Annotated in this window: 18 protein-coding genes; 12 read left to right on the forward strand and 6 right to left on the reverse strand. The window is 67.8% G+C overall.

The genetic code is table 11. The features are described 5' to 3' along the window. The first annotated feature begins 32 nt into the window (after window positions 1-32). Window positions 33-2,768, forward strand: a complete 2,736-nt coding sequence (ligD, locus tag ACLB1G_RS05705) for a DNA ligase D (RefSeq protein ID WP_491626224.1) — start codon at window positions 33-35, stop codon at window positions 2,766-2,768. A 28-nt stretch (window positions 2,769-2,796) separates the two neighbouring features. On the opposite strand, the gene ACLB1G_RS05710 is transcribed toward ligD, so the two are convergent. The 3 genes from ACLB1G_RS05710 to ACLB1G_RS05720 are packed head-to-tail and all read right to left on the reverse strand — an operon-like array spanning window position 2,797 to window position 5,118. Further along, a complete protein-coding gene (locus ACLB1G_RS05710) occupies window positions 2,797-3,015 on the reverse strand; it encodes a hypervirulence associated TUDOR domain-containing protein (RefSeq protein ID WP_491626225.1) in 219 nt (72 codons plus the stop codon). Window positions 3,016-3,021: 6 nt separating this feature from the next. After that, window positions 3,022-4,119 (reverse strand): non-homologous end joining protein Ku, encoded by a 1,098-nt coding sequence (ku, locus tag ACLB1G_RS05715; RefSeq protein WP_491626226.1) that lies wholly within the window; start codon window positions 4,117-4,119, stop codon window positions 3,022-3,024. A gap of 3 nt (window positions 4,120-4,122) precedes the next feature. Further along, the gene (locus ACLB1G_RS05720; RefSeq protein WP_491626227.1) at window positions 4,123-5,118 is read right to left on the reverse strand and encodes an SDR family oxidoreductase; all 996 of its coding nucleotides are present in this window, start codon (window positions 5,116-5,118) and stop codon (window positions 4,123-4,125) included. Window positions 5,119-5,309: 191 nt separating this feature from the next. Here ACLB1G_RS05720 and ACLB1G_RS05725 point away from each other — a divergent pair, with 191 nt between their 5' ends. Beyond that, complete coding sequence (locus ACLB1G_RS05725) at window positions 5,310-6,806, forward strand: GGDEF domain-containing protein (protein WP_491626228.1); 1,497 nt, start codon at window positions 5,310-5,312, stop codon at window positions 6,804-6,806. A 1-nt stretch (window position 6,807) separates the two neighbouring features. Here ACLB1G_RS05725 and ACLB1G_RS05730 read toward each other — a convergent pair whose 3' ends face one another. Then, window positions 6,808-7,944 carry a thiolase family protein gene (locus ACLB1G_RS05730; protein ID WP_491626229.1) on the reverse strand — a complete coding sequence of 379 codons (1,137 nt, stop codon included), beginning with the start codon at window positions 7,942-7,944 and terminating at the stop codon, window positions 6,808-6,810. Between the two features lie 91 nt (window positions 7,945-8,035). Here ACLB1G_RS05730 and ACLB1G_RS05735 point away from each other — a divergent pair, with 91 nt between their 5' ends. From ACLB1G_RS05735 to ACLB1G_RS05755, 5 genes are all read left to right on the forward strand, one after another. After that, window positions 8,036-8,620, forward strand: a complete 585-nt coding sequence (locus ACLB1G_RS05735) for a TetR/AcrR family transcriptional regulator (protein ID WP_491626230.1) — start codon at window positions 8,036-8,038, stop codon at window positions 8,618-8,620. 81 nt (window positions 8,621-8,701) lie between these two features. Continuing rightward, the gene (locus ACLB1G_RS05740; RefSeq protein ID WP_491626629.1) at window positions 8,702-10,408 is read left to right on the forward strand and encodes a SulP family inorganic anion transporter; all 1,707 of its coding nucleotides are present in this window, start codon (window positions 8,702-8,704) and stop codon (window positions 10,406-10,408) included. Window positions 10,409-10,480: 72 nt separating this feature from the next. Continuing rightward, a complete protein-coding gene (locus ACLB1G_RS05745; protein ID WP_491626231.1) occupies window positions 10,481-13,039 on the forward strand; it encodes an ATP-binding protein in 2,559 nt (852 codons plus the stop codon). A 148-nt stretch (window positions 13,040-13,187) separates the two neighbouring features. Then, window positions 13,188-15,389, forward strand: a complete 2,202-nt coding sequence (locus ACLB1G_RS05750) for a two-component system response regulator (RefSeq protein ID WP_491626232.1) — start codon at window positions 13,188-13,190, stop codon at window positions 15,387-15,389. Window positions 15,390-15,417: 28 nt separating this feature from the next. After that, a complete protein-coding gene (locus ACLB1G_RS05755) occupies window positions 15,418-17,175 on the forward strand; it encodes a DUF885 domain-containing protein (protein ID WP_491626233.1) in 1,758 nt (585 codons plus the stop codon). A gap of 31 nt (window positions 17,176-17,206) precedes the next feature. Here ACLB1G_RS05755 and ACLB1G_RS05760 read toward each other — a convergent pair whose 3' ends face one another. Next, window positions 17,207-18,571, reverse strand: coding sequence for a glycosyltransferase (locus tag ACLB1G_RS05760; protein WP_491626234.1), 1,365 nt, complete (start codon window positions 18,569-18,571; stop codon window positions 17,207-17,209). Between the two features lie 91 nt (window positions 18,572-18,662). On the opposite strand from ACLB1G_RS05760, the gene ACLB1G_RS05765 reads away from it, so the two are divergent. After that, window positions 18,663-20,318, forward strand: coding sequence for a DUF945 family protein (locus ACLB1G_RS05765; RefSeq protein ID WP_491626235.1), 1,656 nt, complete (start codon window positions 18,663-18,665; stop codon window positions 20,316-20,318). 3 nt (window positions 20,319-20,321) lie between these two features. Here ACLB1G_RS05765 and ACLB1G_RS05770 read toward each other — a convergent pair whose 3' ends face one another. Beyond that, window positions 20,322-21,713 carry a CoA transferase gene (locus ACLB1G_RS05770; RefSeq protein ID WP_491626236.1) on the reverse strand — a complete coding sequence of 464 codons (1,392 nt, stop codon included), beginning with the start codon at window positions 21,711-21,713 and terminating at the stop codon, window positions 20,322-20,324. A gap of 90 nt (window positions 21,714-21,803) precedes the next feature. Between ACLB1G_RS05770 and ACLB1G_RS05775 the strand changes: the two genes are divergently transcribed. The 4 genes from ACLB1G_RS05775 (at window position 21,804) to ACLB1G_RS05790 (ending at window position 24,737) form a co-directional block, all read left to right on the forward strand. Beyond that, window positions 21,804-23,072, forward strand: coding sequence for a citrate/2-methylcitrate synthase (locus ACLB1G_RS05775; RefSeq protein WP_491626237.1), 1,269 nt, complete (start codon window positions 21,804-21,806; stop codon window positions 23,070-23,072). A gap of 130 nt (window positions 23,073-23,202) precedes the next feature. After that, window positions 23,203-24,066: an urease accessory protein UreD gene (locus ACLB1G_RS05780; protein WP_491626238.1), complete on the forward strand. Its 864-nt coding sequence runs from the start codon at window positions 23,203-23,205 to the stop codon at window positions 24,064-24,066. 13 nt (window positions 24,067-24,079) lie between these two features. Further along, window positions 24,080-24,382 carry an urease subunit gamma gene (ureA, locus tag ACLB1G_RS05785; protein ID WP_491626239.1) on the forward strand — a complete coding sequence of 101 codons (303 nt, stop codon included), beginning with the start codon at window positions 24,080-24,082 and terminating at the stop codon, window positions 24,380-24,382. 28 nt (window positions 24,383-24,410) lie between these two features. Continuing rightward, window positions 24,411-24,737: an urease subunit beta gene (locus ACLB1G_RS05790; protein ID WP_491626240.1), complete on the forward strand. Its 327-nt coding sequence runs from the start codon at window positions 24,411-24,413 to the stop codon at window positions 24,735-24,737.

The following is a 24,737-nucleotide window of genomic DNA, read 5'->3' on the forward strand; positions in this document are numbered from 1 at the left end:
TGGGTCCAGGATGGCGGCGCTACCGTAGGCCCATGAAAGACGCACTCAAGACATACAAGGCCAAGCGCGACTTCGCCATCACCCCCGAGCCGTCCGAAGGCGGGGAGGAGGGCGGCGAGACGCTGTCCTTCGTGATCCAGAAGCACTGGGCCAGCCGCCTGCATTACGACTTCCGGCTGGAGCTCGATGGCGTGATGATGAGCTGGGCCGTGCCCAAGGGCCCCAGCTACGACACCCACGACAAGCGCATGGCCGTGCACGTGGAAGACCATCCGATTTCCTACAACGATTTCGAGGGCACCATCCCGCCCAGGCAATATGGCGCGGGCAAGGTGATCATCTGGGACAAGGGCACCTGGCGCCCGCTGGACGATCCGCACCAGGCGCTCAAGGCCGGCAACCTCAAATTCGAAATCAATGGCCACAAGATGCATGGACGCTGGGTGCTGGTGCGCATGCGCGGCAAGGGCGAGAAGCAGGAGCCCTGGCTGCTGATCAAGGAGCACGACGAATACGCGCGGCCCGCCGATGAGTTCAGCGTGGTCGATGAAATGCCGGACAGCGTCAAGGCGCTGCCCATGCCGGGCAAGGTGGCCGCGCCACGTGTGGCGGCGGCCAGCGCCGGCGCTGGCCAGGACGATGCCGGCGCCGCCGCCAAGGCCAGGCCGCGCAGCCGCCGCGCCAGCGCCCGGGCGGCAGAGCAAACCGAGGCTGCGCTGGAGGACATGGCGCCCAGGGTGGAGCTGCCGGAAACGCTGGCGCCGCAACTGGCCACGCTGGTGGACCATGCGCCCACGGCGCCCGGCGACTGGCTGTTCGAGATCAAGTTCGACGGCTACCGCCTGCTGGCCCGTATAGCCGGCAAGGATATCCGCCTGATCACCCGCAATGGCAACGACTGGACCCACAAGCTCAATCCCTTGCACGATGCGCTGGCGAAGATGAAGCTGCCGCCAGGCTGGTACGATGGCGAGATCGTGGTCCACGATGAAAACGGCCGGCCCGATTTCGGCCTGCTGCAAAACGCCTTCGACGGTTCGGAAACCAGCAGGATCGTGTACTTCCTGTTCGACGCGCCGTATCACGCGGGGCGCGACCTGCGCGGCGTGCCGCTGGAACAGCGCCGCGCCGTATTGCTGGCGGCGCTGGAACAGGCCCCGGCCTCGGAAACCGTGCGTTTCAGCGCCACCTTGGACGCCGGCCCGGATGAGATGATGGTCGCGGCCTGCCGCATGGGGCTGGAAGGCATCATCGGCAAGCGGCGCGATGCGCGCTATTCCTCGCGCCGCAATGGCGACTGGATCAAGCTCAAATGCGGGCAGCGGCAGGAGTTCGTGATAGGCGGTTATACTGACCCGCAGGGTTCGCGCCAGGGCTTCGGCTCGCTGCTGCTCGGCACCTATGATGACGAGGGCACGCTGCATTATGCCGGCAATGTGGGCAGCGGCTTCAATGCCGAGTCCCTGGCCGGGCTGAAGGCGAAGCTGGACCAGCTGGGCGCCGACAGCAGCCCGTTCGCCCCCAGCAAGGACATCGCCAAGCGCGCCCACTGGGTCCAACCCAAGCTGGTGGCGGAGGTGGCCTTCGGCGAGTGGACGCGGTCCGGGTCGATACGCCATTCCGTGTTCCAGGGACTGCGCACCGATAAAAAAGCCAAGGATATCCGCAGGGAGTCTGCCGTGCACTTGAAACAGAACGTGGAAACCGAAGCGCCGGCCAGGCGTGGCCGCGCCGCCGCACGATCGGCGCCAACCAGCGCGGACGGCCCCGATGGGGCGCCAGCAAAGAGCGGCCGCGGCGCCGCCGGCAGGGGCGAAGCGGTGCGCGCGTCGGGTGCAGGGGCGGCGCCGGGACCGCACGCGCCGGCGCTGCACAGCAAGCTGCCGGCCTCGCTCAAGGTCACCAATCCCGACCGCCTGATCGACGCCGCCAGCGCGACCACCAAGATCGAGGTGGTGCGCTACTACGCCCTGGTCAGCGCGCTGATGCAGCCGCACATGAAGGGCAGGCCGGTGTCGCTGGTGCGCGCCCCGGCCGGCGTGGGCGGCGAGCTGTTCTTCCAGAAGCACTCGGAGGTCGGCAAGCTGCCCGGCGTGAAGCAGCTACCGCAGGCCCTGGACGCCGGTCATCCGCCCATGCTGGAAGTGTCGACCACGCAGGGCTTGCTGTCCTGCGCCCAGTGGAACGTGCTGGAGTTCCATACCCAGAACGCCATTGCCTCCAGCTATGAAAAGCCGAACCGCATGGTGTTCGACCTCGACCCCGGCAAGGGCGTCAGCTGGGAGCAGATACAGGAAGCGGCCCAGCTGATGCGCGCCTTCCTCGACCAGCTGGGCTTGCCCGCTTTTCTCAAGACCAGCGGCGGCAAGGGACTGCACGTGGTGGTGCCGGTCAAGCCGGGCTACGACTGGGACACCGTCAAGGGCTTTTCGCAGGCCGTGGTGGCCCACATGGCCGAGACCATCCCGGAGCGCTTCGTGCAAAAGAGCGGCGGCAGCAACCGGGTCGGCAAGATCTTCATCGACTACCTGCGCAATGGACGCGGCGCCACCACGGCCGCCGCCTGGTCGGCCCGCGCCCGGCCCGGCCTGGGCATCTCGGTACCAGTATCGTGGGATGAGCTGGGCCACCTGCGCGGCGGCGACCACTGGACCGTCAAGACCGTGCATACCCGGCTAGACGTGGGCAACACGCCGTGGGACGGTTACGCCAAATCCGCCAGGGGACTGGCGCCCGCCATGAAAAAGCTGGGTTTCAAGGCGCCCTGACCATCGGGCGCTCCAGGGCGCGCGATGGTCAGCGGATTTTCTTCAGGGCGCTGGCCTTGTGCGCCGCCTCGGCGCCGGTCTGGTCGCTGACCACCAGGTATTCCGGATGGTCGGGCGAGGCCGCCACCTGGTGGCCCTTGATGTGGGTGGGCGCGGTCAGCTTGCGCTTGACGGTGCCGTGCACCGCTCCCTGGGATGCATGCCACTCGACCTTGTCGCCCGGTTTGAATTCGCTGGACATGTTCATGCCGGCTCAAGCCGCCTTGCTGGTGGGGTGGGAGGCGGAACGGCTGCGCGTGGCGGCGCCGCTTTTTGCCGCCGGCTTGGCCGCGCTGCCGCCAGCGGCCTTGCCGGCAGCCGTGGCCTGCGCCTTGGCGCTTGCGCGGGCGCCGGACTTGGCCGCCGGCTTGGCGGCGGCCTTGGCTGAGGGTTTGGCGGACGGCTTGCTGCGGCGCTCGGATGGCTTGCTGCCGCCGTCTTCATCGGCATCGTCGGACTCGCCATCCTGGTCCTGTTCTTCTTCGGCGGCGGATTTGGCGGGCGGTTTCGCCTTGCCCTTGCCGCCCAGGCTTTGCTGCAGCAGCGCCACCAGGTCGACCACGTTGCCAGACGTGCTGTCGCGCTTTTCCTTCTCCGGCGCGGTGATGGTCTTGGTCTGGCCGGCCTTGATCTTTTTCTTGACCATGGCCAGCACGTCGTCCTTGTAGGTGTCGTGGTACTGGTCCGGGTTCCACTCGTCGCTCATGCCTTCCACCAGCGAGACCGCCATCTGCAGTTCCTTGTCGCTGATGCCGGCCGCCTTGGCGGTCCTGGGCGGCAGCTTGAGTTCCTCGGTGGAGCGGATCTCGGCCGCGTAGCGCAGGGTATTGAGGACGATCTTGTCGTCGATGCAGACCAGGGCGCACAAATGCTGCTTGGTGCGTATCACCACGGTGGCGATGCCTATCTTGCCGGTCTTGCGCAGGGTTTCGCGCAGCAGGGCGTAGACCTTGGCGCCGCCCTTGCCGGGCGCCAGGTAGTAGGGCGTTTCGTAGTGGGTGAGGGGAACCTCGGCGGCGTCCACGAAGGCCTGGATATCGATGGTGCCGGTGGCCTCGGGATTGGCGCGGCGCAGGTCCTCGTCGCTCAGCACCACGTATTCGTCGTCCTCGTATTCGTAACCCTTGATGATGTTGTCCCAGGAGACTTCCTTGCCGGTGCTTTTGTTGTAGCGCTTGAAGCCTATCGGCGAAAAGTCGCGCCGGTCCAGCATGTGCAGGTCAAGGTCGTGCTCCTGCACGGCAGAATACAGCTCGACCGGAATGTGCACCAGGCCGAAGCTGATCGCGCCTTTCCACATCGAGCGCGCCATGGCTCAGCTCCCGACGCTGCCGGTCACCGGCAGCACGATGCCGGTGATGTAGCTGGAACACACGGCCGAGGCCAGGAAGACATAGGCCGGCGACAGTTCCTGCGGCTGGGCCGGACGGCGCATGTCGGTCTGCTGGCCGAATTCACTGATTTTTTCCGGCGGCTGGTCGGCCGGATTCAATGGCGTCCACACCGGCCCCGGAGCGATGGCGTTCACGCGTATGCCCTGGTCCAGCAGGTTGGAGGCCAGCGACATGGTGAAGGCGTGGATGGCGCCCTTGGTGGTCGAATAGTCGAGCAGCTGCTTGGACCCCTGCAGCCCGGTCACGGAACCGGTGTTGATGATGGCCGCGCCGCGCTTGAGATGGGGCACCACCGCCTTGGCCATGTGGAAGTAGCCATACACATTGGTCTTCATGGTCAGGTCGAAGCGTTCCTCGGACAGGTCGGTGATCTTTTCCGCGTGTTCCTGGAAGGCGGCATTGTTGACCAGGATGTCGATGCGGCCAAAGCGCTCGGCCACCTGCTGCACGGCGGCGCGGCAGAAGGCCGGGTCGCGCACGTCGCCGGCAATGGCCAGGCAGGCCTGGCCCTCGGCTTCCACGTAGCGCTTGGTTTGTTCCGCATCCTCGTGTTCGTCGAGGTAGATGATGGCTACGTCGGCGCCTTCGCGCGCATACAGCACGGCCACGGCCCGGCCTATGCCGGAGTCGCCGCCCGTGATGATGGCGACCTGGCCGGCCAGCTTGCCGCTGCCGCAGTAGTCCGGCGCCAGGAATTCGGGTTTTTGCTCCATCTCCGCCTCCAGCCCCGGCTTGGCCAGGTGCTGCGAGGGCAGCGGTGTGCCCGGATAGTTGTGGGACGAGGTTTGCACCGGCCCTTTTTGCTCCTGGCCGCCGCCCGCTCCCTGGTGCTGCTGGTCGCGCTGGTCCTGTTGCTGTTGCACCGCGCGCTGCTGGCTGCCCGCGCCCGGGTCAGCCTTGTTCTCTGATTGCGTCATTTGATGTCCTCCCATGCCAGACCTGAGTATCGGCGCGGGCCGCAGGGGCGACGGTGCGCTCCTTCACATAAAACGATACGTATAACCGTGATCAGAAAGACAAAACTGTGATAGAAAAAATACTGTTGGCCATGCATACAGGCCGCCACTTGCGCATATACTTACAGCTATCACGGCAGAGGAGATCACAGATGGCGGAACTGCAGAGCCGGGTCGTACATACCGGTATTTACATGAGTACCAGCGGCGACCACCGGGCCCGATTCCAGGGGAATATAGGGGAGCAGTTCGGCCGGGTGATACTGGCTGAGGATGTGGACATGGCGGCGGCCGCGGTGGCGCGGCATCCGGCCGACATCGTGGTGCTGGACTTGAACGGCTACCAGAGCCTGCCCGAGCTGGCCGGCATTGGCGCGCTGATACGCGGCCGCAACGGCGCGCCCACCCTGGTGCTGTGCCCGTTCCAGCACTCGGCCTGGCTGCCGGAACTGATGGCCTACGGGCCCTTCCAGTACCGCATCACGCCCCTGCTGGACGAGGAGCTGCGCCAGGCCATCGCCCAAATGCTGGCGCCGGCCAGCGATCCGGTCGCGGCCGCCCAGCAGCAGCTGCTGGACAAGGAAATCGAGCTGCGCGACCTGCTGACCCTGCAGCGCAGCGTGCAGCGCGCCCTGGGCGGCATGGAAGAGGTGCCGGCCCTGGCCTCGCAAATCTGCCGCGCCCTGTGCAGCTTCCCAGGCGTGCGCCACACGGCGCTGCTGTACCTGAAGGAGCGCGGCGACCTGCAGCTGGTGGCCCAGGAGTCCCGCAACCACCTGGACCTGGGACGCCTGATGCAGCGCAGCGACCGCCTGTTGCAGTCGGCCCTGCGCGACGTGTTGCCGCCGCTGCTGGCCTCCGCCAACGGCGAGCTGGTGCTGCTGGACGCGCCTGAAAAGGCCGGCGACCCGGAGTTGGCGGTCAGCCTGCACGGGCGCGACGTGCGCATGCTGCTGGCCCTGCCGCTGCGGGCCGAAGTGGGCGGCCCGGTCACCGGTTCCATCAGCGTGATGTTCGACCGCCACATCCAGTTCTCGCGCGAGCAGTTTGCCGCCTTCGGCAGCCTGGCGCAATTCATCAGCTTTGCGCTAGGCATGAGCGAACTGAAATACCGCAATGACAGCCTGGCCGCGCAGCTGAGCCAGGCCAGCACGGTGGACGCCCTGACCGGGGCCGCCAACCGCCGCAAGGGCGAGGACTTGCTGGACGCGGAAATCGCGCGGGCCCGGCGCTACGGCCTGCCGCTGTCGCTGCTGAGCTTCCAGGTCGATCATTTCCGTTCTGAGAACGAGCTGTACGGCGCCCCGGTGGGCGACGTCGCCCTGCGCATCGTGGCCGAGCACGTGGGCGCGCGCCTGCGCGGTTCGGACACCCTGGCGCGCATGCGCGGCGAGGAATTCCTCGTGCTGGCCACCCATACCCGGGCCGAGGACGCCGCCAGGCTGGCCGCCAAGCTGCGCGACGCCGTGGCCGGCCTGGAGCTGCCCGGCTGCGGGCAGGTCAACATCAGCCTGGCCGTGCTGCAGGTGGGCGGCGAGGAGAACGGCGCCGCCGCGCTGGACCGCCTGGACGCTTCCCTGCAGCGCGCCAAGCGGTCCGGGCGCAACAGCATGGACCTGTCGCCCATGGCGGAAACCCAGCCGATCTGAATCAGACCGCTTCCAGGATGGTGGCCACCCCCTGGCCGCCGCCTATGCACTGGCTGGCCAGCGCATAGCGCCCGCCCGTGCGCTGCAGCAGGGCGGCCGCCTTGCCCGTGATGCGGGCCCCGGTAGCGCCCAGCGGATGGCCGATGGCCATGCCGCCGCCATCGATATTCAGGATCTCCGGCGCGATGCCCAGTTCGCGCACGCAGGCCAGCGCTTGCGAGGCGAAGGCTTCGTTGATTTCCGCCACCGCCAGGTCGGCCGCCGCCAGGCCGGCGCGCTGCAGCGCCTTGCGGGTGGCCGGGATCGGTCCTATGCCCATCACGGCCGGATCGCAGCCCACCGCCGCCATGGCGATGATGCGCGCGCTGGGCCGCAGGCCGTGGCGGCGCGCGAACTCCTCGCTGGTCACCAGCACGGCCGAGGCGCCGTCGGTCAGCGGCGAGGAGGTGCCGGCCGTCACCGTGCCATGCTCGGGATCGAACACCGGTTTCAGGGCGGCCAGGGCTTCCAGCGTGGTGCCGGGGCGGATACAGCCATCCTCGGCCACCACCTCGCCGTCAGGCGTGGTGATGGGGATGATCTCGCCCTGCAGCAGGCCGGCGGCGCGGGCAGCCGCCGCCTTCTGGTGCGACTGCAGGGCCAGCGCTTCCTGGTCGGCGCGCGCCACCTGATAGTGGCGCGCCACGTTCTCGGCCGTGTCGCCCATGCTGATGTAGGTGTCGGTGCGGGCCAGCAGCTCCGGATGGGGCGAGAAGTTGAAGCCCCCTTGCGGCACCATGGTCATGGATTCCACCCCCACGCACAGGTAGGCCTCCCCCAGCCCGGCTTCGACCTGGGCCGCCGCGATGTGGATGGCCGACATGGACGAGCCGCAGAAGCGGTTGATGGTCATGCCACTGACTTCGAACGGGAAGCCGGCCAGCAGGCTGACGATGCGGGCCAGGTTGTTGCCCTGGGCCGCTTCCGGATAGGCGCAGCCGAGGATCACATCGTCCAGCCCGGTGGGCGCGATCCCGGTGCGCCGCATTAATCCTTGCACCACCTGCGCGGCCAGGTCGTCGGGCCGCACCCCGGCCAGCTTGCCCTTGCGGGAGAAGTGGAAGGGCGAACGGGCATAGGCGCTGATGACTGCTTTCATGACTGCTCCTTTAAATGACGTTCATAATCAAAACGTTGATATATTACGCCTGTCATGTATACTGTCAACTCCACATAAGACAGAGACAGCCATGAAAGTCAGCAGGGAACAGGCGGCGCAGAACCGCGAACGGGTGGTGGAGACGGCGGCCAGGCTGTTCCGCGAGCACGGCTATGACGGTATCGGCGTGGCCGACCTGATGAAGGGGGCCGGCCTGACCCATGGCGGCTTCTATGGCCAGTTCGCCTCCAAGGAGGAATTGCTGGCCGAGGCGTGTGAGCGGGCGCTGCAAGTGTCCGTGCAGCGCTGGCAGGACGCGGCGCGGCAGGCCGCGGAACAGGCTTTGGAGACCATCGCCCATAGTTATTTGTCGGAGTATCACCTGCAGCATCCGGGCACCGGCTGCGCCGTCACCTCGTTGGGGGCCGACGTCGCGCGCCTGGGGGCCAAGGCCAGGGCGGCCCTGACCGGCGGCGCGCGTGGCCAGCTGGCGGTCCTGGAACAGCTGGTGCCGGGCGCTTCGGCGCAGGAAAAGCGGCGCCGGGCGCTGGCCGTGTATGCCGGCATGGTCGGCGCCGTGGTGCTGGCGCGCGCCGTCGATGACGAGGCGCTGGCGCAGGAAATCCTGCAGGCCCAGCTTGCGCAACTGCTCGATATGCAAAAAACGAATATATAAGCATAAAAAACGCATGAAGTTCTGGACCCTGCGGCCGGGATGGCGTAGGCTGGCGGTTTCGTTTGAGCACGACAGAACATGATGTTGCAATGGGCAAGACAGTACCGGCGTGCGTACCTGCCGGGCGATATCAGCGCCGGCCTGGTGGTGGCGATGATGATGATCCCGCAGGGCATGGCCTATGCGATGGTGGCCGGCCTGCCGCCCGTGGCCGGCATCTACGCCAGCATCCTGCCGCCCATGGTGTACGCCCTGTTCGGCACCAGCATGACGCAGTCGGTGGGGCCGATGGCCATCGTGTCGCTGATGACAGCGTCCGTGATCGCGCCGCTGGCGGCGGCCGGCTCCGGCCTGTACACGGTGCTGGCGGCCCAGCTGGCCCTGGTGGCGGGCATGGTGCTGCTGCTGTGCGGTGCGCTGCGGCTGGGCTTCCTGGCCAATTTCTTTTCCCGGCCCGTGATGAGCGGCTTCACAGTCGGTTCGGCCCTGCTGATCGCCTGGGACCAAGTGCCCAAGCTGGCCGGTGCGGCCTTGCCCCATGTGCATGTCCCCAGCCTGGCGCTGGGCCTGGTGTCGCTGGCGCTGCTGGTGCTGGGCAAGCGCTATCTGGCGGCCATGCTGCGGGGCTGCGGCCTGGGGCCGGAGGCGGCCGACGTGGGCGGGCGGCTGGCGCCCATGCTGGTGGTGATTGCCGCCACCGCCGCCATGGCGTACACCGATCTGCCGCAGCTGGGCATACGATTGACCGGGCCGGTGCCGGCCGGGCTGCCGCAGCTGAACCTGGCCACCTCGGCGGCGCACTGGCGCGCCTTGCTGCAGCCGGGCCTGCTGATCGGCTTCATCATTTTCCTGATGAGCATGTCGGCGGCCCAAAGCCTGGCCCAGAAGCGCAATGAAAAGCTGCACAGCAACCGCGAGCTGGTGGGGCTGGGTGCGGCCAACGTGGCCAGCGCCCTGAGCGGCGGTTTTCCCGTTACCGGCAGCCTGTCGCGCTCGGCGGTGAATTTCGCAGCCGGGGCCAACACGCCGCTGGCCAGCCTGATCTCCGCCGTGCTGCTGGCCCTGGCCCTGCTGGCGCCGACCGGCTGGCTGGCCCTGCTGCCGCTGCCGACCCTGGCCGCCACCATCATGGTGGCGGTGCTGGGCATGCTGGAGCTCGACACCCTGCGCACGGCCTGGCGCTATGACCGCAGCGACGCCCTGGCCTGGGGCGCCACCTGCGCCGGGGTGCTGCTGCTGGGCGTGGAGGCGGGCGTGGTGGTGGGCGTGGCGCTGTCCATGGGCACCCTGATCTGGCGCGCCAGCCGGCCCCACATTGCCGTGCTGGGGCGCATCGCCGGCAGCGAGCATTTCCGCAATATCGAGCGCTATCCGGCCGAAACCCGGCCCGAACTGCTGGTGCTGCGCATCGACGCCAACCTGTTCTTTGGCAATGTGGAAGCGGTGGGCCAGCGCCTGGAAGCCGAGCTGGCCAGCCATGCGGGCGCGCGCCACCTGGTGCTGGTGATGTCGGCCGTGAATTCCATCGATACCACGGCCCTGTTCGCCCTGAGCGAACTCAACGACAGCCTGCGGCGGCGCGGCATCGGCCTGCATCTGGCCGAGGTCAAGGGGCCGGTGATGGACCGGCTGCGCGGCAGCAGCCTGCTGCAGCGCCTCAACGGCCAGTTGTTCCTCAGCACGGCCATGGCCTGCGACCGGCTCAACGAGGCCATGGCGGCGGTATGGCGCGAATCGGAAGCGCAAGATGGAGAAAATACCAAACTAGTGCCTTCATGCAACAAATGATTGGACTTGCCGCACAATAGAAACTATGATCTGGAGAAGCTTTCACGAGCAACCCCAGAAAATGGTTATCCGATGCTGCAACGTATCGCCCGCCGTGCGGGCAATGTTTCCATTGCCGTCTTCGTCAGCGTCGCACTGACCGCGGTCGTCACCGTGGTGCTGGCCACTTTCGCCCTGTATTTCTACCAGGCTGAGCGGGCCCAGCGCTGGGACCAGCTGCATCAGACCCTGGCCACCAGCGCCGATGAGCTGGCCGCCGCCGTGGCGCTGCCGGCCTGGAACTTCGACGAGACCCAGATCGTCACCATCATGAAAAGCGGCCTCAGCAACCGCGACCTGTACGCCAGCGCCGTGGTGCCGGCGGCCAGCGAACATCCCTTCATCCTGACCCGCAACGAGGCCGGCCAACTGGTCGCGGCCCAGGCCCTGCCGGACCGTCCCGAGCTGCTGGCCGAGACGCGCGCCATCGTGGCGGCCGGCCAGCACATCGGCACCATCACCGTGTACGCCTCGCCGGCCGTGCTGCTGGAGCAGCTGCGCCAGCGCCTGTTTACCATAGGCGGCATGATACTGGTGCTGGATGTGACCCTGGTGCTCAGCCTGTCGCTGTTGCTGTGGCAGCTGATCCTGAAGCCGCTGACCGCCATCGAGCGCTATGCCGCCTATGTGAAGGCCGGACAGAACCCGGGCGCCGCGCCGCCGCGCCACTGGTTCTTCGGCGAGCTGAAAACCCTGAACGCCTCCATCCGCGAGATGGTGCGCCTGCTCGACAGCCGCTACGTGGCCATGCACGCCAGCGAAGAACGGCTGCAGATCGCCACCAGCGCCGCCTCGATTGGCATCTGGGACTGGAACATCATCAGCGACCAGATGGTGTGGGACGAGCAGATGTACCGCCTGTACGGCATGGAGGGCAGGCGCGTGGCCGAGCCGCTGCAGCTGTGGCAAAGCATGATGCATGCGGACGACCGGGCGCCGGTGCGCGATCTGCTGCAGCGGGCCCTGGACGGCCACGACGAATTCGACGCCGAGTACCGGGTGGTGTGGAACGACGGCAGCGTGCACCACCTGAAGGGCGACGCCATGCTGTTCCGCGACCCCGATGGGCGCCCGGCGCGCATGGTGGGCGTCAACTACGACATCACCGACCAGAAGATGGCCGAGCTGGAACTGCGCCGCCACCGCATTCACCTGGAAGACCTGGTGACCGAGCGCACCGAGGCGCTGTCGGTGGCGGTGCGCCAGGCCCAGGCCGCCAACCAGGCCAAGAGCATCTTCCTGGCCAACATGAGCCACGAGCTGCGCACGCCGCTCAATTCCGTGATCGGCTTCTCGCGCCTGATGGCCGATTCCAAGCACATGTCGGCCGAGGAGAAGCGTAACCTGGCCATCATCCACCGCTCCGGGCAGCACCTGCTGACCCTGATCAACGACATCCTGGAACTGTCCAAGATCGAGGCCGGGCGCGCCGTGCTGCAGACCGAGGTGGTCAACCTGCACGAGATGCTGCAGGAGGTGATGGACATGGTCAGCATGCGCGCCGGCCAGGGCGGGGTGGAGCTGGAGCTGGACGCGGCCGGACTGCCGCGCGGCGCGCGCCTGGATGGCACCAAGCTGCGCCAGGTGCTGCTCAACCTCATGTCGAACGCGGTCAAGTTCACGGCCCAGGGCAAGGTCACGCTGCGGGTGCGCTGCCAGCCGCGCGGCGGCGGCTGCGAGCTGTCGTTCGCGGTAATCGACACCGGTCCCGGCATCGCGCCGCAGGACCAGGCCCGCATCTTCGAACCCTTCATCCAGGCCGACGGCCCGGGCGCCAAGGAGGGCACCGGCCTGGGCCTGGCGATCTCGCGCGAATTCGTGCAGCTGATGGGCGGGACCCTGTCGCTGGAATCGGCGCCGGGGCAGGGCGCGGCCTTCCTGTTCGCGATACAGGTGCAGCTGGCTGACAATGCGCCGCCGCCGGCCGGCGACGTGGTGGCCGCCCTCGCCAGCGACGGCCAGGGCGGCGGGCGCCGGGTGCTGGTGGTGGACGACAACGAAGACGGCTGCCGCCTGATCGTGGATTTGCTGGAGCCGCTGGGCTTCGAGGTCGCCTGCGCCGGCGACGGCCGGACCGCGCTGGAACGCATCGCGGCCTGGGAGCCGGAACTGGTGTTCATGGACTGGCGCATGCCGGTCATGGACGGGCTGCAGGCCACCCGCATCCTGCGCGCGCGCGGTGGCCAGCAGCCGCGGGTGGTGATGCTGACGGCGTCCGCCTACGCCGAGGAGCGCAGCGCCGCGCTGCAGGCCGGGGCCGACGAATTCCTGCGCAAGCCGGTCGAGCAGGAGCTGCTGTACCAGGTGCTGGAACAGCAGCTGGGCTTGCGCCTGGTGCGGCGCCACAGCCCGCGCGCCGTGCTGCCGGCGCCGCTGTCGGGCGCCGATCTGGCGCGCCTGGCGGCGCCGCTGCGCGAGGAGCTCAAGACGGCCCTGCAGGAACTCAACCTGGGCCGGGTGGCGGCGCTGCTGGCGCCGCTGCCGCAGGAACTGGAGGAAGTGGTGGCGCGCATCGAGCATATGGTGGGCCTGCACCAGTATCCGCAGCTGTGCGCGCTGCTGGACGAAGCCGGGCTGGAGCCGGTGCTGTGATGGCCGTCGCCGCACCGTCGTGGCGGATCATCAGGCTGGGCATGCAGGCCAGGCGTGCAGGCAAGGCGGCCGGCGGCGGTATATGATGGCGGGCTGGCTGGCGGCAGGCCGGCGTTAACAATTGGTGTATCGGGCGGAAAGAGTTTTCATGCACAGGGATTTGTCGGAACAACACACCAAGGGCGAAGTGCTGATCGTGGAAGATACGCCGGCCTCGCTCAAGCTCCTGAGCGACCTGCTGACTGAGGCCGGCTACTATGTGCGCCAGGCGCCCAACGGTGAACTGGCCTTGTGGACCGCCGAGTCGCGTCCGCCGGAACTGATATTGCTGGACATACGCATGCCCGGCATCGATGGCTTCGAGGTGTGCCGCAGGCTGAAAGCCAACCCGTCACTGAAGCAGGTGCCGGTGATCTTCCTGTCGGCCCAGCACGACACCGACGACAAGGTGCGCGGTTTCGCCCTGGGGGCCGTGGACTTCATTGCCAAGCCGTTCCAGGCCGAGGAAATCCTGGCCCGCACCGACGCCCACGTGCGGCTGGGCCGGGCCCAGCAGGCCCTGGCCGCCGAGCGCGCCCTGCTGGAACAGCGCGTGCGCGAGCGCACCGCCGAACTGGCCCAGCTGGCGGCCTCGCTGGAGAGCGAGGTCGAGCAGCGCCGCGCCAATGAGGAATTCCTGCGCCTGTCCAGCAAGGTGTTCGAAGCCACCCAGGACGCCATCGTGGTGACCGACGTCGCCGGCCTGATCGTGGCCACCAACCCGGCCTTCACCCGCATCTCCGGCTACGAGGGCGGCGAAGTGCGCGGCAAGGGCATTTCGCTGCTGTACGCCGGCGAACAGGAGGCGGCCACCCATCCCAAGCTGCTGCAGGCCCTGCACGGCGCCGGCCACTGGTCGGGCGAGATCCAGGCGCGGCGCAAGAACGGTGACGTGTACCCTGGCCTCCTGAGCGTCTCGCTGGTGCGCGACGAGCAGGGTTCGGTGATCAACTACGTGGCCGTGTTCATGGATCTGAGCGAACGCAAGGCCGAGCAGCACCTGATCGATTTCCTGTCGCACCACGACGCCCTGACCGGCCTGCCCAACCGCAGCCTGGCGCGTGAGCGCTTCGAGCAGTTGCTGGCCGCCGCCCGCCGCGAGAACCGCTGCGTGGCGGTGATGGCGCTGGACCTGGACCGCTTCAAGAGCATCAACGATTCCTATGGCCAGCAGGTGGGCGACAAGGCCTTGCAGGTGGTGGCCCGCTTCCTCAGCGACACCGTGCGCGAGGGCGACGTGGTGACGCGCCAGGGCGGCGATGAATTCCAGATCATCGTGCCGGACGAGTGCCAGCTGGACGCCACCCTGGCGCTGGCGCAGAAGATCCTGAACGGCCTGCGCCAGGAACTGGCCATCGACGGCCAGCAGGTGCTGCTGACCTCCAGCATCGGCATCGCGGTCAGCCTGACCGACGGCGCCACCTTCGATGAACTGGTGCGCAACGCCGACACGGCCCTGTACCGCGCCAAGGAGACCGGGCGCGACAACTACGCCTTCTTCACCGAGCGCATGGACGCCGAGATCCGCGACAAGCTGGCCATACAGGGACAGCTGCGCGGCGCCATCGCGCGCGGCGAGTTCGAGGTGCACTACCAGCCGCAGATGTGCCTGAAGACCGGCGCCATGCTGGGCGCCGAGGCCCTGCTGCGCTGGAATAACGCGCTGCTGGGTCGGGTGCCGCCCAACCGCTTCATCCCGCTGGCCGAGGAATACGGGCTGGTGAACGCCATCGGCGAGTGGGTGCTGGACAGCGTGTGCGCCCAGATCCGCGTGTGGCAGGACCAGGGCCTGGGCAGCATCAAGGTCTCGGTCAACCTGTCGGCCGGCCAGTTCGCCAACGACGACACGGTGCCCTACGTGGAAAGCACGCTGCGCAAGGCCGGGGTGGCGCCCGCCTGCCTGGGACTGGAAATCACGGAAGGCACGGTGATGGGCGATCCGGACAAGGCGGTGGCCGCGCTGCGCCGCCTGAAGGACATCGGCGTCTCGATCGCGCTGGACGACTTCGGCACCGGCTATTCGAGCCTGGGCTACCTCAAGCGTTTCCCCATCGATGTGCTGAAGATCGACAAATCCTTCGTCGACGATGTCGCCACCAGCGCCAGCGACGCCGCCATCGCGCTGTCGGTGATCTCGCTGGCACACAATTTGAATATGCGGGTGATCGCGGAAGGCGTGGAGACGGCCGAACAGGTGCGCTTCCTGGCCGAACGCGGTTGCGATGAAATGCAGGGCTATTACCACAGCCGTCCCGTGAGCGTGGCCGATTTCACCCGGCTGCTGCAGGAACGGCGCACGCTGGCCATCTAGATTTGATTGTCTTATACCCAGGAGAGCTATGAACAGGAAGTTGGGCGCCGCCTTGGCGGGCGCATGGATCATGTTGGCCGTGTCGGCCCCGGTGTACGCGGCGGCAGGCAGCGCCGACGCACAGTTCAAGGCCATCTACACCGATGAATGGAAATGGCGCGTCAGCCAGCAGATGGAGCGCGACGAGGATGACGACAACGACGCCAGCGCCAGCATGCCGCACGTCGATCCCGCCACCCAGCAGCGCCGCCTGGAATACTGGCAGGGCGTGCTGAAACGCCTGGACGGCGTGGCCTTCGACAAGCTGTCGGCCGCGGAGCGCATCAATTACCAGGTCTACAAGGCTCAGATCGCCGCCTTCGTCGCCGAGCAGCGCTTCCGCGAATACGAAAAGCCGCTCAATGCCGACAGTTCGTTCTGGTCCAACCTGTCGTATGGCGCGCGGCGTCCGTTCCGCAAGGTCAAGGAATACCGCGACTACGTCAAGCAGCTGCAGGACCTGCCGCGCTACTTCGATGACGAAATGGCCAATATGCGGGCCGGCCTGGCGCGCGGCTTCACCCCGCCGCGCGTGACCCTGATCGGGCGCGACAGCTCCATCACCTCGGTGAGCGAGGCCAAGACCCCGCAGGATACCTATTTCTATACCCCGTTCAAGACCATGCCGGCCACCATCCCTGCGTCCGAACAGGAGCAGCTGCGCACCCAGGTGGTGCAGATCATCCGCGACAAGGTGCAGCCATCCTACGCCAAGCTGCTCAAGTTCATGCGCGAGGAGTACATCCCCAAGGCCAACGAGTCGCTGGCGGCCGAGGCGCTCCCGGACGGCAAAGCCTATTACCAGTCCAAGATCGTCGAGTACACCACCACCAGCCTGACCCCGGACCAGATCCACCAGATCGGCCTGGACGAAATGGCCAAGATCCGCGCCGAGATGCTGGACGTGATCAAGAAGGTCGGCTTCGAGGGCGACCTGCCGGCCTTCCTCAAGTTCCTGCGCACCGACCCGCGCTTCTACGCCAAGACGCCGGAGGAACTGCTGATGCGCGCGGCCTGGATCGCCAAGAAATTCGACGGCAAGGTGGGCCAGTATTTCGGCTACCTGCCGCGCCGCCGCTTCGCCATCATTCCTGTGCCGGACGACCAGGCCCCGTTCTACACGGCCGGCCGCGGCGGCCCGGGCACCTACCTGGTCAACACCTACAACCTGCCGGCGCGCGCGCTGTATTCGCTGCCGGCCCTGACCCTGCACGAATCGGCGCCGGGCCACGCCTTCCAGATGCCGATCGCCATGGAGCAGAAAGGCTTGCCCAATTTCCGCAAGGCCTATATCTCGGCCTATGGCGAGGGCTGGGCCCTGTACACCGAGCGCCTGGGCGCCGAGATGGGCATGTATGAGACGCCGTACGAGGTGTTCGGCATGCTGAGCTACCAGGCCTGGCGCGCCTCGCGCCTGGTGGTCGATACCGGCATCCACGCCAAGGGCTGGACCCGCGCCCAGGCCCAGGCCTACCTGCACGAAAACACGGCGCTGGCCGACCACGAGATCGAGACCGAAGTGGACCGCTACATCTCCTGGCCGGGCCAGGCGCTGTCCTACTACCTGGGCGAGATGGCCATCATCAAGGCGCGCAAGAAGGCCGAGGCGGCGCTGGGGTCCAAGTTCGATATCCGCTACTTCCACGATACGGTGCTGCAGCTGGGTTCGGTGCCGCTGCCGGTGCTGGAGGCGCGCATCGATACCTTCATTGCCGAGGGCGGCAAGAACCCGTATCCCAAGGATTGAGCTGCAGGGCTTTAGGTTGCTATCGCATGGTTTAGGGAGGATTAGTAAAACCCGGTTTATTGGGAGACCTACCATGTCCACTCTCGACCGGCCCGTGCGCTTGCCCCCCGACGCGCGCCGCCGCCCCAGGCTGCTGTGCGGAGATCATGGCCACCGCCGTGGCGACTCCATTCTCCTGCCGCATGCGGTGCGCCACGGCCTCGGCCTGCACCCGCATCTGCGGCGCATCCAGCGCTTGCCGTATGCGCCGCGCCAGCGTGCCGGCGGTGACGCTCACGCGCCTGAGCGGCCGCCCGGCCACGCCGATGCGGCGCAGCTCATTGCCCCAATGTTCCTGCTCGCCCAGGTGCGCCACCACGACCGAGGGCTTGCCCGCCAGCGTGGCCGACTGCGTGGTGCCGGCACCGCCGTGATGCACCACCGCCGCGCACAGCGGGAAGATGGCGTGGTGCGGCGCCGCCGCCACGTATAGCACCTCGTCGCTGGAACGGTATCCGCACTGCGCCGCCGCCGGCGCCTGGATGATGGCGCGGCAGCCGGCCAGCCGGGCAGCCTCCGTCAGCAGCGCCAGCGTGTCGCGCTGGTTGATCAAATCCTTGGGCATCCAGCTGCCCAGGGTCATGTAGACCGGCGCCGCGCCGGCCGCCAGGAAATCCGCCAGTTGCGCCGGCACGCCGCCCTCCAGCGCGATATTGGGCATGTCGAGGAAGCCCGACACATGCACTGAGGCCGGCCAATCCGGCTGCCGTTCGCACAGCTGCGGGCTGACGCCCAGCAGCGTGAAATACGGCGACATCCACACCCCGGTCAGCATGTCGGGCGCAGGCCCCATGCCCAGCCGCGTTCGCAAGCGGTCGGCGTAGGGATGCAGCACCCGGTGCATGGCCTTGCGCGTGTACCACCACAGCGCGCGGTTCACCGGCTTGCCCAGGCTGAAGGTGCTGATCGGATGGTTGCAGGCGCTGGGCACCATCACGTGCGACAACAGCACGCTGGCGTAGGGCTTGCCGGCATGTTCGGCCGCGATCTGCAGCGGGTGCATCATGAAATGGCCAACCAGCAGCTCGCATTCCTCTGCCAGTTCCAGCGCCGCGGCGTACATCGCCTCCTCGGCCGGGGCGTAGCAAAGGCGCATCATGACCGCCAGCTGCTTGAACGGATCGCGCTCGCCCAGCACCTGCAAGCCTATCTGCGCCGCTTCCTCCTCGCTGAACACGGGCGAGGCCACGCTGCGCACCCGCACCCCGTGCGGCGACACATAGCTGGCATAGGCTGCGCTGTCCACGCAGGTCAGCACCAGCATGACTTCATGGCCGGCTGCCTGCAGGCCTTCCGCCAGCGCGATAAAGGGCCGCATGTCGCCATGGCTGCCCCAGGTTTGCATTCCTATCTTCATGCCGGGATCATACCCCGCGAGTGACAATGCGTGTATTTTGGTGCATGCTGCATTCGCTACAATGCCCGCTCATCATCACTACACACCGCACATGTTCCTGAAAAAATCGATCTACCCATGGGCCGCCGCGCTGGCGCTGGTGAGCGCCCACGCGGCCCAGCCCAAGCCCGCCGAGATCAGCAGCGAGATGATGCTGACCGCCATGGCGGCCGCCAAGGAAATCAGCAAGGCCCAACTGGACCAGCAGAACAAGGCCAAGGCCCTGGAAAAGCTCAGCAAATTCGAGTATTCCGCCGAACTGCGCCCCCGGCTGAAGCAGGTGTTCGGCAGCGAGCGCCCCATGGTGCCGGAGCGCGTGGCCGCCGCCAAGGGCCGTATCAGCTACGTGGCGCGCCTGCTGCCGCACACCTACACGGAAGCCGACGGACAGCAGCTGTCCTGGACCACCCTGACCGCCCGGGCCAGCACGGACCGCGGCGGCCGCAGCCTGGTGGTCGACCTGGACTTGCCATCGTTCGACGTGCGCCAGGGCGATGAGGCCATCCATGTCAAGGACATACGCGCCAGCGCCCGCCAGCGCCTGGGCTACCAGGGCCTGTGGTTCGGCGTGACCGATATCCGCGTCGGCAGCCTGGCCATCGACGGCGAGCTGACCGCCACCGCCGATCTCAATGTGCAGGGCAAGCAGGAAGTCAAGCGCACAGCCTCGCTGGGGCCGCTGCGCATGGAGGGCATGGGCGTCAGCGCCGAGATGAAGCAGCGCGGCAAGCTGGTGGACATGGTCTCGCGCGTCGGCATCGCCAGGCTGCAGGTGGCCGGCGAGCATGTCGAGCAGATCCACCTCGACAGCAGCGTGATCGGCCTGGACGCCGCCGCACTGGCGCGCTACCAGAAGGAGATGGCGGCCGTGCAGGCGCGCACCGATCTGGCGCCGGAGCAGTCCACGGCCGAAGTGGTGAAACAGCTCAAGGCCTTGGCGCGCTCCATGGTCGAGCGCGGCGCATCGATCCGGCTGGACAAGCTGGGTGCGTCCTACCATGGACAGGCGTTTACCGTGACGGGCAGCGTGGCCTTCGACCGCGCCGTGGCGTCCGACCTCGACGACCCCATCCGCCTGGCGCGCAAGATGGTGGCCAAGGTCGATATCCGTGTCCCGCTGGCGCTGGTGCGCGAAGTGGCCCTGACCGTCGCCCGCAAGCAGGGCGGTGACGAATCCCAAGTGCAGTTGGCCGCCAAGCAGATGACGGACGTGGTGGTGGGCAAGCTGGTCGGCGGCGGCTTCGCCACGCTCCAGGATGACGAGCTGCGGTCGCAGGTCGAGGTCAACCACGGACGGCTGACCTTCAACGGCAAGCAGGTCGAGCTGCCCAACCTGGCCTCGGACGATATCTTTGGCGAGCGCACCGGCGCTGCCGAGATTCCCGGCCAGTGCCAGTGGCCGCCGGAACCGCCGGTCACCAGCCCCACCGAGCTGGTGTTGAGCTACGAGATCGACAAGGAAGGCCGCGCCCGCAAGGTGACCATCGTCAAACCCAGCGGACTGCCCGACTTCGACGCGGCCACGGCGGCCGCAGCCAACGCATGCCGCTGGACCCCGGCCAGGCAGGGCCGCACCCCGATGGCGTCCACCGTGATGCGCACCGTGACCTTGACGCCGCCAGGCGAACAGCAACCTGCTGTCCCCGTGCCGCCGCAACCGGCGTCCGCCCCGCCAGCCGCGCCGGAACCGGCGCCAGCGCGGCAGTAAAGGCTAACTCCAGCGCGCTGCCCCGGCATCGAGCGGCGCCGGCGGACGCTCGAAGCGCGGCGGCGTGGCCGCCATGCGCTCCACCGGCGCCACCGCGCTGACCGCGCCGTAGCTCGCTTGCACGGTCTCCATCCACGGCGCGGCGTCCGCCGCAGACATGTCCTCATACTGCAAGCCGTCTTCCAGGCGCGGCAGGCTTTGCAGCCAGCGCCCGGTCTGCGCCAGCGACACCTGCGCCTTCCAGCCGCCGCCCTGCGTCACCCGCCGCGCCAATCCAGCCATGGCCGCCAGCGCGCCGATATAGCCGGTGGCATGATCCAGCGCCTGGCACGGCAGTTTGCCCGGCTGCGGCAAGTGGGCCGCCGCGCCTTCTTCCCACGCGATACCGCTGGCCGACTGCACCAGGCTGTCGTAGCCGCGCCGCGCCTGCCAGGGTCCGGCCGCACCGTAGGCGCACAGGCTCACCTCCACCAGCCCGGGCCGCAGCGCCTGCAAGGCCGCGCTGTCGAAGCCCAGCGCGGCTAGCGCGCCGGGGCGGTAGGCGTGCAGGATGACATCGGCGTCCGTGACCAATGCGCGCAGCGTGGCGCGGCCCGCGTCCGTGCGCAAGTCCAGCTGCGCATTGCGCTTGCCGCGCCCGGTATCCATGATCAGTCCCGGCAGATTCGGCAAATGCGCCGCGCTGATGGCCAGCACCTCGGCGCCGTGCTGGGCCAGCGTGCGCGCCGCCACCGGGGCCGCGATCACGCGCGAGAGGTCCAGCACCCGCACCCTGGCCAGCGGGCGGTCCGCCACGCCGCCACGCAGCGGCTCGGGCGGCGCCTGGCCGGCGCTGTCCACGCTGAACAGCGGCAGCGTGGCGATGGCGCGCGCCTGCGCCGTGGCCTGCCATTCCTCGGGCGTGCGTATCATGGCGGCGCACATGCCTGCCGCCGCCAGCCGCGCATCGAGATCGGCCGCGTTCCAGCGCGCGATGGCGGCGGCCACCTCGGCCCGTTCGGCGCCGCATGCCAGTACGCGCAGCACGCCGTCGCGGTGGTGCGGGAAATTGGTGTGCAGCTGTATCCAGCGGCCGTCACCGGCCTGGTAATAGCCGGACAGCGGGCTCCACGGTTCCGGCGGCGGTGCGCCGTCCAGGCGCAGATAGCGCTCGCTGCGGAACATGGCCAGCGCGTGGCGCTGGTCGATATCGATCTGCTGCGCATGGCCGCCGCGCAGCCGCCACAATGCGGCCGCCGCCAGCGCTTGCGCCGCGATGCTGGCCGAGGCCAGCGCGCCGACCTGGAATACCGACGGCAGCTGCGCATCGTCGTGGTGGAAGCGCAGCTGGTCGAGCGCGCCGGGATGGCCGCCGGCGCAGCGCCACAGGGTTGCAGCCAATGATGCAGGGTTCATGGTCTCTCCTCGCCAGGTCTCTGGAATCAGTCTAGAATCTGGTGCCAGCCAGCGTCAATCTTGATACCCGCAATCGATACAAATTCCCTTATGAAGAGAACCGTCACCGCCAGGGAAGCCGCACAGATACTGGGTGTCAGCGCCGCCACGCTGTACTCGTATGTGAGCCGGGGCCTGCTGGCGTCGCTGGCGGAGCAGGGCGTGCGCAGCAAACGCTACGACCACGGCGAAGTGCAGCGGCTGGCGGCGCGCCGCAGGGATGGCAAGCAGGCCGGGCACGCGGTCGAGCAGGCCATTGGCTGGGGCAAGCCGATACTGGAGTCGCGCATCACGCTGATACGCGATGGTGTGATCCGCTACCGTGGCCACGACGCCATCCAGTTGGCCCGCAGCGCCACCCTGGAGCAAACCGCCGCGATCCTGTGGAACCAGCGCGCCAGCATCTTCGATAGCGCGCCCGCCACCGCTCCCGCCTGCGCCGGGCAATGGCGCGCGCTGCGCCAGCTTCACGGCGGCAGCCCGCCGCTGCATCGCGCTGCCGCGCTCATGGCGGCCATGGCCGTATCCTTGCCGCCGACTGCCGCAGGCGGCGCGGCGCCTGCGGCGGCGCTTGTCCCTGGATTTGAACCTGTAGTTGCACCATCCCGTGCGGCGGCAGCCGACCCGCGCCCGGCGCTGATGCGCGCCATGGCCGCCGCGCTGCTGGACCGCGACATCGATACCCTGCCACTGCACGAACAATGCCGCCACGCCTGGGGGCTGGCGCCGGAGCACGACGCCCTGATCCGCGCCGCGCTGGTGGCCTGCGCCGACCACGAACTGAACGTGTCCACCTTCACGGTGCGCTGCGTGGCGTCCAGCGGCGCGCAACTGTCCATGGCGCTAGTGGCCGGACTGGCCGCGCTGTCCGGCGAGCGCCACGGCGGCGAAACGCTGCGCGCATTGGCCCTGGTCCGCGCGGTCCAGGACGCGCCCGACATGCAGGCCGCGCTGCGCCTCCACCTGCGCGGCAGTGACAGCAGCGGCAGCGGCTATGACGCCCTCCTGCCCGGCTTCGCCCATCCCCTGTATCCGGACGGCGACCCGCGCGCCCGGCTGCTGCTGTCCATGCTGCCCGGGGCCGAGGCCGTGAACGCCATCGCCCGCGTAGCCAGCGGCCTGACCGGGCAAGCGCCCAACATCGACTTCGCGCTGGCCGCCATCGAACACACTCTCGAACTTCCGTCCGGCGCCTCGCAGATCCTGTTCGCCCTGGGTCGCAGCGCCGGCTGGCTGGCTCATGCGTATGAACAGATAGAGGAGGGCAGGCTGATACGCCCGCGCGCCCGCTATGTCGGCACTTTCGACTGGCAAATTTAAGAATTGTGCACCGATAAGGTGCAATTATGGCTATTTGCACCATATTGGTTCAAAAACAAACTAAAGTACTTACATAAGCGCTGGCATATACATTGCTTACTCAACGGAATCATCACCAGGATCATCCGTCATGCCCGATTGCACCCAGCCCAGCGACAGCGCCGCCAGCCATGGTTCCTGGCAGGCCAGCCTCGCGCTGGGCTTTGCCGACGACGCCGGCACCACGCGCATGCTGCGCAACCAGCACGTCGGCCCGCTGCGGGTGCAGAAAGCGCTCTACCCGGAAGACAAGGCCGTGTGCCACGCCATCATTGTCCACCCGCCGGGCGGCGTGGTGGGGGGCGACCAGCTCCGTATCGGTGTGGAAGTGGGGGCCGGCGCGCGCGCCTTCATCAGCACCCCCGGCGCCGCCAAGTGGTACAAGTCCAACGGGCGCCGTTCCAGCCAGGATGTCAGCCTGCGCGTGGGCGCCGGCGGCTCGCTCGAATGGCTGCCGCAGGAAACCATCTTCTTCGACCAGGCCGACGTCGCCCTGCGCCAGGACATACAGCTCGATGGCGACGCGGTCTACCTCGGCTGCGAAATCCTGTGCATGGGCCGGCGCGCTTCCGGCGAGACCTTCGACACCGGCAAGGTGGCGCAGCGCACCAGCATACGCCGCGACGGCCGCTTGCTGTGGTGGGAGCAGGGCGCCCTGCTGGGCGGCCGGCTGGACAGCCCGCTGGGCATGGGCGGCCACACCGTGTGCGCCACCCTGATCGCCGCCTGCGCCCAGCAGCCGGCCACGCTTCTGGCCGAGATCCGCGCCGCCGTCGCCGAACGCCATGGCGATGGCCCCGCCTTCGGCGTTACCCAAACCAGGGGCGTGCTGGTGGCGCGCCACCTGGGCGACAACAGCGAAACCGCGCGCGGGATCATGCTGGCCGTGTGGTCGGTGCTGCGCCCGCGGCTGCTGGGCCGCGGCGCCGCCACCCCGCGCATCTGGCTAACCTGAACAGGAATACGCAATGGACCTGACTCCAAGAGAAAAAGACAAACTGCTGATCTTCACCGCCGGCCTGGTGGCCGAACGCCGCCTGGCGCGCGGGCTGCAGCTGAACTACCCGGAAGCGGTGGCGCTCATCACCTGCGCCATCATGGAAGGCGCGCGCGACGGCAAGACCGTGGCCGAGCTGATGCACTACGGGACCACCATCCTGTCCCGCAAGGACGTGATGGAAGGCGTGCCGGAGATGATCCCCGACATCCAGGTCGAGGCCACCTTCCCCGACGGCAGCAAGCTGGTGACCGTGCACCAGCCCATACCCTGAACGTTTTCTGTTTTTGAAGGAGCGCACGATGATACCGGGCGAATACCAACTCGAAGAGGGCGCCATCGCCCTCAATGAAGGCCGCGAGACCGCCACCGTCGTGGTGCGCAACCGTGGCGACCGTCCCATCCAGGTCGGCTCCCATTTCCATTTCTTCGAAGCCAATTCGGCGCTGCAGTTCGAGCGCTGGAAGGCTTACGGTATGCGCCTGAACATCGCGGCCGGCACCGCCGTGCGCTTTGAACCGGGCCAGGAACGCACGGTCGAACTGGTCAAGCTGGCCGGCGACCAGGAGGTCTACGGCTTCAATGGCGAAGTCATGGGCAAACTGAATCCCAATCCACCTAAAGGCTGA

The organism is Duganella kummerowiae (assembly GCF_053572355.1).